At 73.1% G+C, this 12,430-nt stretch carries 2 protein-coding genes; both read left to right on the forward strand.

Translation table 11 applies throughout. The features are described from left to right. Window positions 1–94 precede the first annotated feature (94 nt). Window positions 95–9,358 carry an amino acid adenylation domain-containing protein gene (locus tag AC5WJ1_RS25840; protein WP_494476676.1) on the forward strand — a complete coding sequence of 3,088 codons (9,264 nt, stop codon included), beginning with the start codon at window positions 95–97 and terminating at the stop codon, window positions 9,356–9,358. Beyond that, the gene (locus AC5WJ1_RS25845) at window positions 9,351–12,428 is read left to right on the forward strand and encodes a non-ribosomal peptide synthetase (protein ID WP_494476677.1); all 3,078 of its coding nucleotides are present in this window, start codon (window positions 9,351–9,353) and stop codon (window positions 12,426–12,428) included. The genes AC5WJ1_RS25840 and AC5WJ1_RS25845 overlap by 8 nt, the downstream gene beginning before the upstream one ends. Window positions 12,429–12,430 lie beyond the last annotated feature (2 nt).

The following is a 12,430-nucleotide window of genomic DNA, read 5'->3' on the forward strand; positions in this document are numbered from 1 at the left end:
GCTGGCTGCGCCTGCCCGGCGGGGACCTGTCATCTCCAACGCTTTCGCCATGTCGTCTTCCGAAGCTCCCTTGCCGGCCGAAACTGGCGCCCTGATGCGAACCCTGCGCGCCGAAGGCGTGCGCCTGCGCCTGCATGACGGGCGCTGGCGCGTGGCTGGCGACAGCGCGGCCGGCACCGATGCGCAGCAGGCCGCGGCCGGGCTGCTGGCAACCCGCGCCGCCGAGGCCGATGCGTGGCTGGCCGCGCATCCCGGCTACTTCGACCGCTATCCCGCCGGCCCCGGCCAGCTCGCGCTGCTGGCGTTTCATCGCCGCCATCCGCACAGCGCCGCCTACAACATGGTGTTCGCGATCGAGGTGCCGGCTGGCCTGCGCTTCGAGCTGCTCGAACAGGCGGTGCGCCACGTGGTGGACTGCCATGAGGCGCTGCATAGCGGCTTTATCGAGGAAGACGGCGAGATCGTGATGGCACGCCCCGCGGGCTTTGCCGCGGAGGTGTCGCTGACGCGTGCCGACGGCCTCGATGAAGCGGGCCTGCACGCCTGGTTCGAGCGCGAAGCCGACGAACCGTTCGACCCCGATGCGGGGCAGGTCTGCCGTTTCCGCTTCCTCGTCTCGCGCCAGCCGGGCGGCGCCGACCGCATGTGGATGTGCGCGGGCATGCACCATATCGCCGGCGACTACCTCGGGTTCGAGCTGGTCTGCGACCAGATCTTCGCCACCTACGAGGCGCTGTGCGCCGGCGCAGCGCCGATGGCGTCGCAAAGCGGCCGCTACCGCGACTGGCTTGCGCGCCAGCGGCAACTGCTGGCAGGCCCGCGCGGCGCTTCGCTGCGCGCGTACTGGGAAGGCGTGCTTGAAGACGCGCCCGCGGCGCCGGCGATGCCCGGCACGCTGGACGCGGAATCGCGCCACCGCGGCGCCGAACTCGAATTCCGCCTCACGCCGCAGCAGACGGCAGGCCTGCGCGACCTGGCAACGCAGCTGGAAGTCAGCCTCTTCGTGGTGATGCTGGCGCTGTTCAAGACGGTCGTGCACCGCGCCAGTGGCGAGGACGATTTCCTGATCGGCACGCCGACGGCGGGGCGATCAGGCGCACAGTCCGCCGACCTGATCGGCTTTACGCTGAACACGGTGCCGCTGCGCGCAGACTTCTCCGCCAATCCGGCCTTTGCCGCGGTGGTGCGCGACTGCGCCCGGCAGATGCGCGGCGCGCTGCGCCACCAGCAATATCCGCTGGCGCGCATGGGCGGGGAGGGGCCGCTGTTCCGGCATATGACCACCTTCGTGCCGGTGGGGCCGCGCAACGTGCTGGGCCGCTACCTGGTGCGCGAATACCTCGCCACCCAGCGCGGCGCAGCCAACGACATGAACCTGCGCTGGCAGGACGAGGGCGATCGCCTGCGCGGGCAATGGCGCTATGACGCCGACCGGTTCGACGCGCAGTCCGTCCAGCGCCTGATCGCCACGCTGCGCGCTGCGGTGGATGCTGTGCTCGACAACGCCGACGCGCGTGTCGGGGACCTGCCGCTGTATGAGGCGGCGGTGCTCTCCGATATGCGCGCTGGCCGCATCGAGCGGCACGCCACCGCGCTGGCGGCCTTCGAGGCCGGCGTGCGCGCGCATCCCGGACGGCTCGCCGTCGATGCCGCCGATGCGCAGTGCAGCTACGCCGCGCTCGATCGCGCCGCGACCGCGCTCGCCGCAAGCCTGCGCGACGGTGGCGTCCGGCCCGGCGATGTGGTCGGCCTGCTGCTGCCGCGCGGCGCGCGCATGGCTGCCGCCATGCTTGGCGCATGGAAGGCCGGCGCCGCCTTCCTGTGCCTGGACGCCGGCATGCCCGCCGCGCGGCTGGCGCAACTGGCCGCCGATGCGTGCCTTGCCGCCGTTGTGGGCGAGGGCGAGGGCGAGCGGCCGCAGTGGCTGGCGCAATCCACGCCGGGCGCAGCCTGGCATGTCGCCTCGCTCGCGAGCGAGGACACAACCGGCGCTGCCGCATGGCCCGCCGCCGCTCCGGCACAGCCCGCCTACCTGATCTACACCTCCGGCTCGACCGGCACGCCCAAGGCCGTGGTGGTCACGCAAGGCAACCTCGCGCATTACGCCGCCGGCGTGCTGCGCGCGCTGGCGCTGCCGGCAGGGTCGTCGCTGGCGTCGCTGTCCTCGGTGACGGCCGACCTCGGCCACACCGCATGGTTCGGCGCGCTGCTCGGCGGCCACACGCTGCGCGTGCTGGACGACGCGCTGGCGGAAGACCCCGAAGCGCTTGCCGAAGCCCTGGCAGCGCGGCCGGTCGATTGCCTGAAGATCGTCCCGTCGCACCTGCGCGCGCTGCTGGCGGTGGCCGATCCCGTGCGGCTGGTGCCGCGCCAGTGCCTGGTGTTCGGCGGCGAGGCGCTCGACGCGGCGCTGTTGGCGCGCGTGCAGGCGCTGCGCCCGGCATGCCGCGTGGTCAATCACTACGGCCCCACAGAAGCCACGGTGGGGTGCCTGACGCATGCGGTGCCTGACGCCGCTGTGGCGGGTCCAATTCCCGTCGGCCAGCCGCTTGCCGGCGTCAGCGCCTGCGTGCTCGACCGCCACCTGAACCGCGTGCCGCGTGGCGCGGTGGGCGAGCTCTATATCGGCGGCGCCGGCGTCGCCAGCGGCTACCTGCGCCGCCCCGCGCTGACCGCCGAGCGTTTTGTGCCGGACCCGTTCCAGCCGGGCGGCCGCTTGTACCGGACCGGCGACCGCGTACGCATGGACGAAGACGGCGCCATCGTCTTCCTCGGCCGCGCCGACGCACAGGTCAAGATCCGCGGCTTCCGCGTCGAGCCGGGCGAAGTCGAAGCATGGCTGCGCCAGGCGCCGGGCGTGCGCGATGCCGTGGTGCTGGCGCTGCCGTCGCCGGCGGGCGAGGGGCTGCGGCTGGTCGCCTACCTGGTGGCCGACGCCGGCCTGGATCTCGATACCCTGCGCACCACCATGTCCGCCGCGTTGCCGGCGCCGATGCTGCCTGCCGCGTTCGTTGCGTGCGACGCCTTCGCGCGGCTGCGCAACGGCAAGGTCGATCGCAAGGCGCTGCCGCCCGTGCCCGGCGAGGCCGCGGCACCGGCGCAACCGGCACCGGGCGACGAGACCGAGGCGACGCTGGCGCGCCTGTGGGCAGGCGTGCTCGGACGCGAAAGCGTGGGCGCCGACGGCAACTTCTTCGCGCTCGGCGGCGATTCCATTCTTGGACTGCAACTGGTCGCGCAGGCGCGCAAGGCGGGCCTGCCGCTGACGCCCAGGCTGCTGTTCGCGCATCCCACGCCGGCGGCGCTGGCTGCCGTGCTGCGTGCGAACGCGGCGCCAGCCGCCGCACAGGCGGCCGCCATCGAACAGATGCTGGCGGGACTGTGGCGCGAAATCCTGCAACGCGAGCAGATCGACCGCGATGCGGATTTCTTCGCGCTCGGCGGCGATTCCATCCTGGCGCTGCACATCGTCGCCAGGGCGCGCGCGCAGCAGCTGGTGCTCGCGCTTAAGGACCTGTTCGCGCACCCGACGCTGGCACGCCTGGCGGTCCATCTCGCCGCGCACGAGAAAACTGCCAGCGCAGCCGCAACGCCAGCGGCTGCGCAGCCCTTTGCGCTGAGCGGCTGCGACACGCAGGCGCTGGAGCGTCTGCGCAGCCAAGCGGGCGACATCCAAGATGCCTATCCGCTGTCGCCCCTGCAGGAAGGCCTGCTGTTCCACCACCTGCGCGATGGCGGCAACGGTGCCTACGTCAACCAGCTGGTGCTGCAGGTCGAGGGTCCGCTCGACACCGAACGCATGGCCGCCGCCTGGCAGGCGCTGCTGGACGACCACCCGATCTTGCGTACCACCTTTGCCGCGGCAGGCGAAGCGGGCGGCGACCGCGCGCTGCAATGCGTGCATGCGCGCGCAAAGCTACCCGTGACAGTGGAAGACTGGCGCGGGGCCGGCGCGCAGGCGGCGCGGCTGGCGGAGTGGTGCCATGCCGACCGCTCGCGCGGCTTCGATCCCGCCGAGCTGCCGCTGATGCGGCTGGCGCTGCTGCGCACCGGCGACGCGGGCTGGTGGTTGGTCTGGAGCCGGCACCACCTGATCGTCGACGGCTGGGGCTCGGTGCAGTTGCTCGACGAGGCGCTGGCCCGCTATGCCGATCCGGCACATGCCCCGACGCCGCGCCGGCCGTACCGCGACTACATCGCCTGGCTCGCGGCACAGCCCGCATCCGCGCGGCAGGCCTTCTGGCGCGCTGCATTCGCCGGCCTGGCCGGCCCGACAGTGCTGCCGGGCATCGCACCCGCCAGCGCCCACGGGAAAACCGCGCCGCTTTGCCGTGACCTGGTCCTGCCGGCCGGCCTCGACGCCAGCCTGCGCGCGCTGGCCGCGGCGCACCGCGTCACGCTCAACACCGTGATGCAGGCCGCGTGGGGCATCGTGCTGTCGCGCCACGCCGGCAGCGACGATATCGTCTTCGGCGTGACCTCGGCCGGCCGCCCCGCGGGCCTGGAAGGCGCCGAGCGCATGCTGGGCGTGTTCATCAACACGCTGCCGTTGCGGCTGCGTCCGCAAGGCGCGCTGGCGGTGGCGGACTACCTGCAGGCGACCCAGCACGCCGCCGTGGCGATGCGCGAGTTCGAGCACGCCGCGCTCGCGGAGATCCAGGCTGAGTCCGGCATCGGCGGAGCCCTGTTCGATACGCTGATGGTGTTCCAGAACCTGCCCGACCTGGGCGACCGCGCGCGCGAGGTGGCCGGCCTGCGCCTGCGCCAGCATGACAACATCGAGCAGACCCACTACGGCCTGACGCTGGAGGTCATGCCCGACAGCCGCTTCACCATCCGCTTCACCTGCGATGCCTCGCGTGTGCAGGCGCACCGGCTGGCGCAATGGATGGACGCCTACGCCGCCGTGCTGGCGTCGCTGGCCGCCGGCATCGCGCACGTGGGCGCCGCCGACATGCTCGATGGCGCCACGCGCGCCAGGCTGCAGGCATGGAGCGCGAGCGACGACACCAGCGTGACGCTTGCCGCCTTGCAGGACGACTACGTGCGGCGGGTCGCGCGCCAGGTGGCTGCGCATCCGCGGCGTGTGCTGGCCCGCTGCGGCGCCGGGACGCTGACCTATGGCGACTGGTGGGAGCGCGCCGGCCGCGTCGCCAGCGGCCTGCGCGCCGCCGGCGTGCGCCCGGACGATCTCATCGCGGTGCTGCTGCCGCGCGGGCTGGACTGGCTGGTCGCGCTGGCCGGCATCCTGCGCGCCGGCGCGGCGTGGGTGCCGCTCGATGTCAGCCATCCCGCGGCACGCTGGCAGCAGGTGCTGGCGCAGGCCAAGGCAGCACAGGTCCTGACGGATGCATCCGGCGTGGCCGCGCTGGCCGCCGCCGGCATTGCCGGCGCCACGACGCTGCCCGCATTGGAAGCCGGGGCGGCGCCTGCGCCCGACCTGCCCGCGCATCCCGCGCAGCTCGCGTACGTGCTGTTCACCTCCGGCTCGACCGGCGTGCCCAAGGGCGCGATGGTCACGCGCACCGGCATGCTCAACAACATGCTGGCCAAGGCCGTGCCGCTGGGGCTGGGCGAGGGCGACGTGATCGCCCAGACCGCGCCGCCTTGCTTCGACATCTCGGTCTGGCAGGCGCTGGCCGCGCCGGTGTTCGGCGCAGGCGTGGAGATCATCGGCGACGACGTGGTGCGCGATCCGGCCGCACTCACCGCACTGCTGGCGCAGCGTGGCGTGACGCTGTTCGAGCCGGTGCCGTCGCTACTGCAGGCCATGCTCGACTGCCAGGACGCCGAGGGCCGCGCGGCGCCGCTGCCCGCGCTGCGCTGGGTGTTGCCTACCGGCGAGGCGCTGCCGCCTGCCACCGCGCTTGCCTGGCTGCGCCGCTATCCGGGCGTGCCGATGATGAACGCCTACGGGCCGGCGGAATGCTCGGATGACGTGGCGTTCCACCCCCTGCGCGCCGGCGCGCTGGCGCAGGCGGCACAAGCCACCGATACCGTGCCGATCGGCCGCCCCACCGCCAATGCCGTGCTGCAGGTGCTCGATGCCGACGGCAATCTTGCCGCGCCCGGCATGGTGGGCGAGATCGCGGTGGCCGGTGCCGGCGTCGGCCGCGGCTACCTGGCCGACCCGCGCCGCACCGCGGCGGCCTTTGTGCCCGATCCGACCGGCGCGCCGGGCAGCCGCCGCTACCTGACCGGCGACCTCGGCCGCTGGCGCGAAGACGGCGTGCTCGAATACATCGGCCGCAAGGACTTCCAGGTCAAGCTGCGCGGCTACCGCATCGAGCTGGGGGAGATCGAAGCCGTGCTCGCCGCGCATCTGGCGGTGCGCCACGCGCTGGTGACGGTGCACCGTGCCGCCGGCACCGAATGGCTGACCGCGTACTGGCAGCCCCAAGCCGGCCGCGCGCAGTCCGCGCATGGCGTCCTGGAAGCCGAGTTGTCTGCCAGCGTCGCCGCGCGGTTGCCCGCGTACATGGTGCCGTCCGCATGGGTGTGCATGCCGTCGTGGCCGCTCAATGCGAACGGCAAGATCGACCGCAAGGCGCTGCCCGCGCCGCAGGTCGTGGCGCAGGAGGGCGCACCGCCTGCCACGCCCGCCGAGCAAACCGTCGCCGGCATCTGGGAAGCGCTGCTGCCGGGCGCGCGCGTCGGCCGCGACAGCGATTTCTTCCGCCTGGGCGGCCATTCGCTGATCGCCACGCGCGTGGTGGCGCGGCTGCGCGCCGCCGGCCATGCGCAGGCCACGCTGCGCGATGTCTTCGAGGCGCCGGTGCTGCGCGACTTCGCCGCACGGCTGGATGGCGCCACGCCAGCGGTGGTGATGCCCGCGCTGGTTCCAGTACCGCGCTCCGCGCGCATGCCGGTGTCGCTGGCGCAGCAGCGGCTGTGGCTGGTCGAACGCCTGCAGGGCAACGCCGCAGCGGCCTACAACATGGCCGGGGCGCTGCGCCTGCGCGGGCCGCTGGACCTGGCCGCGCTGCGCCAGGCGCTGGCAGCGGTGGCGGCGCGCCACGAGATCCTGCGCACCGCCTATCCCGACGACGATGGCGAGCCCTACGCACGCATCGATGCCGCCGCCGACATCGGCCTGTCCCTGATCGACCTGCAGGCGCTCGCGCCCGAAGCGCGCGAAGCGGCACTGCGCGAGGCCATGCGGGAGCACGCAGCGCGCCCGTTCGACCTCGGCCACGCGCCGCTGTGGCGCACCACGCTGCTGCGCTGCGCGCCGCGGGAACACGTGCTGCTGGTCGCCATGCACCATCTGGTGTCGGACGGCTGGTCGGTCGGCCTGCTGGTCAACGAGATCACCCGCGGCTACCGGCACGCGCTGGCGCCGGAACAGCTCGCGCCGCTGCCGCCGCTGGCGCTGCAATACGCCGACTATGCCGCGTGGCAACGCGACTGGCTGCGCGGCGCCGCGCTGGAGCGGCTCACCGCTTACTGGCGCGGCGCGCTTGCCGGCGCACCGGCGGCGCTGGCATTGCCGGCCGATCACGCCCGCCCGCCAGTGGCGCGCATGGAAGGCGACGCCGTCGCGCTGCGGATCGACGGCGGGCGCATGGCGCAGGTGCATGCGCTGGCGCGCGCCGAGCAGGTCACGCCTTTCATCGTGCTGCTGGCGAGCTTCCAGTGCTGGCTGCACCGCGCGACCGGCATGGACGACCTGTTGCTCGGCACCGACGTCGCCGGCCGGCACGACGCCGCGCTCGAGCCGCTGATCGGCTTCTTCGTCAACGTGCTGCCGCTGCGCTCGCGCCGCATCGCCGGCGCCAGCTTCCGCGACGTGCTGGCGGCATGCCGGCGCGACGTGCTGGCCGCGTTCGAGCATGAGGGCTTGCCGTTCGACCGCATCGTCGAGGCGGCGGGCGTGCAGCGCGACCGCAGCCGCAACCCGCTGGTGCAGGCGCTGTTTGTGCTGCAGAACACGCCGGCCGGACAGTTGGGCATGCCTGGCGTGGAGGCCGGCATGCTGCCGCCCATCGAGCGCACGTCGAAGTTCGACATGGCGCTGTTCCTGGAGCCCGAGAGCGAACAGGAAGCGGCGCCGCTGCGCGGCGACTGGGTCTTTGCCAGCGCGCTGTTCGAATCCGCCACCGTGGCGCGCTTTGCCGCCGAATGGCTGGCCACGCTGGCAGCGCTGCTGCGCGCGCCGGACCAGCCCGCCGACCGCGTCAGCGCACACGCCCCGGGCGCCGCGCGCCTGTCCCAACCGAAACCCGAGGAGTCCCGAACCATGGAAACCAGCCAACGCATGGCGGCCAAGCTCGACCAGCTCAAGTCGCTGGCCCGGCCGCGCCCGGCTGCGGCCGCTGTGCCAGAGGCGGCCGTTGCCGACCCCGCCAGCCAGGTGCGGCTGCGCCCGCTGCGCGCAGGCGAAGTCTTCCCCATCGTGATCGAGCCGGTAGTGCCGGGCCTGGACCCGGTGGCGTGGGCCGCGCGCTCGCGCGAGCTGGTCGGCGCGACGCTGCACCGGCACGCCGGCATTGTCTTCCGCGGCTTCGACCTGCCCAACCCGCAGGCCTTCGAAGCCTTCGCCGAAGCCATGCACCCGGGCCTGTATGGCAGCTACGGCGACCTGCCCAAGAAGGAGGGCGGGCGCAACACCTACCGCTCCACGCCTTACCCCGAGCGCCAGATGATCCTGTACCACAACGAAAGCGCGCACCTCGAGCGCTGGCCGCGCAAGCAGTGGTTCTTCTGCGAGCTGCCCTCTGCCGTGGGCGGCGCCACGCCGATCGTCGACTGCCGCGAACTGCTGCGCCGCCTGCCGCCCGCGCTGGCCGAGGAGTTCGCCAGCAAGCAGCTGATGTACGTGCGCACCTTCACGCCGCGGCTGGACGTGGACTGGCGCGACTTCTACAAGACCGGGGACCGCGCCGAGGTCGAGGCGCGCTGCCGCGCCGCCGGCATCGACTGCCGCTGGCTGGACGGCGACGTGTTGCAGACGCGCACCGTATGCCCGGCCATCGTCAGCCACCCGGTCACCGGCGAGCGCAGCTTCTTCAACCAGGTGCAACTGCACCACGTCTCGTGCCTGGAGGCCGACGTGCGCGAAGACCTGCTCGAGATGGTCGGCCTGGAGCGCATGCCGCGCCACGTGATGTTCGGCGACGGCACGCCGATTCCCGACGAGGCCATGGCGCTGATCGGCGAGCTGTATGAAGCCTGCGCCGTGCGCTTCGACTGGCAGCGCGGCGATGTGGTGATGCTTGACAACATGCTGGCCGCGCATGCGCGCGATCCCTATGAAGGCCCGCGCAAGATCGTGGTGGCGATGGGCGACATGTTCGACCGCAAGCAGCCGGACGCCCAGCTTGTCGCCGCGCGCCCGCAGGAGAACGTGGATGCCTGAGATGCACGACGCCTGGAGTCCGACTCCCGAACAACAGGCCGCCTGGCGGCAATGGCGCAATGCGCCCGCGCCGCACGCGCACGTGGCGCGCATCGCGCTGGCTTGCCAGCCAGAGCCAGCCGCGGTGGACGCCGCGCTGGCCGTGCTGCGCAAACGCCATGACGTGCTGTGCATGGCTTATATCGACGATGGCAGCCAGCCGGTGGCATGCGTGCCGCAGGGCGCCAACGGCGCGGCCGCCATCATCGTCGCGGACGGCGACGCGCTGGCGCTGCCGGCGCTCGATCCGGCGCGGGGCGACGTGCTGCGCGCCTGCCTGTGCCCGCTGGCCAGCGGCGGTGCCACGCTGTGGCTGCTGGCCAGCCCGCTGGCGGCAGACCGAAGCAGCGTGCTGCGCCTCGCCGAAGCCCTGCGCGCCGCCCTGGAAACCACCGCCGCGGACGACGCCGAGCCGCCGCTGCAATACGCCCAGTATGCCGACTGGCAGGCGGGCGCGTGCCTGGGCGAGGACGGTACCGGCGACGCCGGCCGCCGCTACTGGCAAGCTCAGGCGGCCGGGCTGCCCGCGCCGCTGCGCTTGCCCGACGCGCTCGCTGCCTCAGCCACGCCCGCCGAAAGCTGGCGCCACACGCTGCACGCCGCGCACCGCCAGGCGCTGGACGCGACCGCGCGCCAGCTCGGCAGCACGCCCGAGCGCGTGCTGCACGCCGCATGGTGGAGCATGCTGGCGCGCCTGTGCGCGCAGCCGGCATTCAGCGCCACATGGCTGCACGACTGCCGCCGCGATTACGGCGTGATGGCCGGCGCCGCCGGCGTGTTCGTCAAGGCGCTGCCGCTTGGCGTGCAATGGGATGACGAAGCCAGCCTGCGCAGCCACTGGCAGGCGTGGCTGTCGACGCTGGATGGCCACGCCGCGTGGCAGGAAGCGTGGCTGCCCGGTGATGCCGGCCCGCGCATCGGGTTTGCGGTATCGCCATTGCCCGCCGACGGGATCGCGCTGGCCAGCCCGGCGTGGCCGGGCTTCGACCTGGTGTGCGAGGCACTGGACGACGGTCAGGGCATGGCCGCGCTGGCGCTGCATGCGCAAGCCGGCGCGCTGCATCCGCGCGTGGCGCCATGGCTGCTGTCCCATATCGCCGCGCTGATCGGCGCGCTGCCCGCCGCACTGGATGCGCCGCTGCCGTCGCTGTGGTGGCCGTCCGACGATACCTTGCGCGTGCCGCAATGCTGGACCGGCGACATGCCGGCAACGGCGGGCGACTCGCTGCTGCACCACATCGCAGAGCATGCACGCAACACGCCGGCGGCGCCCGCGCTGGATGCCGCCGATCTCGCACTCGACTATGCCGGCCTGCAGCGCACGGTGCACGCCGCCGCGCAACGGCTGCGCGCGCTCGGCGTCGGCCCCGGCACGCGCGTGGCGCTGGCATTGCCGCGCAGTGGCGCGCTGGTGGCCAGCCTGCTGGCGGTATGGGCCGCCGGCGGCGCCTATGTACCGCTCGATCCGGCCTGGCCGCAGGCGCGGCGCCGCAGCGTGCTGGCGCAGGCAGCGCCGGTGCTGACGATCGCGCAGCAGGCGTCGGCGGACGACGAGACCGTGGTCAGTGCCGATGCGTTGCTGGCCACGGCGGCGTCAGCAGCAGAGGCTGCTGTGACTGTCGATCCCGGTGCCGCCGCCTACGTGCTGTTCACTTCCGGCTCCACCGGCGAACCCAAGGGCGTGGTGATTGGCCACGCGCAGATCAGCCACTACACCGCGGCGGCTTGCGATGCGCTGTCGCTGTCGTCGTGCCAGCGCTTCGGCCTGACGTCGTCGGTAGCCGCGGACCTCGGCAACACCACGCTGTTCGCCGCGCTGTGGCAGGGGCGCTGCCTGGTGGTGGCCGGCGATGACGACATGGCCCACCCCGCGGCCTTTGCCCGCTACCTGCGCGGCCGCGCGGTCGATGCCATCAAGATCGTGCCGTCGCACCTGGCGGCGCTGCTGGAAACGGAAGCGCCCGCGGTGCCGGCCACCGTCATCCTTGGCGGCGAGCCGCTGTCGGCCAGCCTGGTCGGCACGCTGCGCCGCCACGCGCCCGGCTGCCGCATCTTCAACCACTACGGCCCGACCGAAACCACCATCGGCGTGATGGTCCATGCGCTGGGCGCAGTCATGCCGGCTTGGGCAGGCGGCAACGCACCGCTTAGCCGCGCGCTGGGTGCGACCCGCGTGCGCCTGCTCGACGATGCGCTGCGGCCGGTGCCGGCCGGTGTAGCCGGGCAGCTTTACGTCGGCGGCCCGCAACTCGCACACGGCTACTTGGGCCGGGCGGACCTCGATGCGGCGGCGTTCGTCGACGATCCCTTCGTTGCCGGCGAACGGCTGTACCGCACCGGCGATCTCGCGCGCGCCACGCCCGCCGGGCTGCAACTGCTGGGCCGCGCCGACCAGCAGGTCAAGATCCGCGGCATCCGCGTCGAGCCCGCGGAGGTCGAAGCCGCGCTGCTGGCGCAGCCGGCGGTCGCGCAGGCAGCGGTGTGCGCAGTGGCGGGACCCGGCGGCGAGGCTGTGCTGTGTGCCTTCCTCGTGCCGGCAGCCGGCAGCGGCATCGACGCCGCCGCGCTGCGCCACACGCTGGCCGCGATGCTGCCTGACGCGATGGTGCCGGCGCGCTTCGTCCCGCTGCCCGCGCTGCCGCGCCTGCCCAATGGCAAGACCGACCGCGTCGCGCTGCGCGGACTGGTTCCCGCCGACAGTGCGCCAGCTCCCGTCGCAGCGCCGGCATCGGACGCGGTGGAAGCCCTGGTGTGCGCGTTGATGGCCGGGTTGCTGGAACAGGGCCAGGTCGACCCGCATGCCGATTTCTTTGCCCTCGGCGGCCATTCGCTGCTGGTGATCAAGCTGGTCGCGCGGCTGCGCCGCCGGCTGCAGGTGGAGATTGCCCCCGGCCTGTTGTTCGACCATCCGACCGCGCATGCGCTGGCCGCTGCCGTCAGGCAGGAAGCTGCGGACGATGACCTCGACAAGCTGGCGCACATGGCACTGGCCGCTGCTGCACCGCATGCGCAGGCCGTGGTGCCGGCGTAATC

The organism is Cupriavidus sp. MEYA8 (assembly GCF_059278825.1).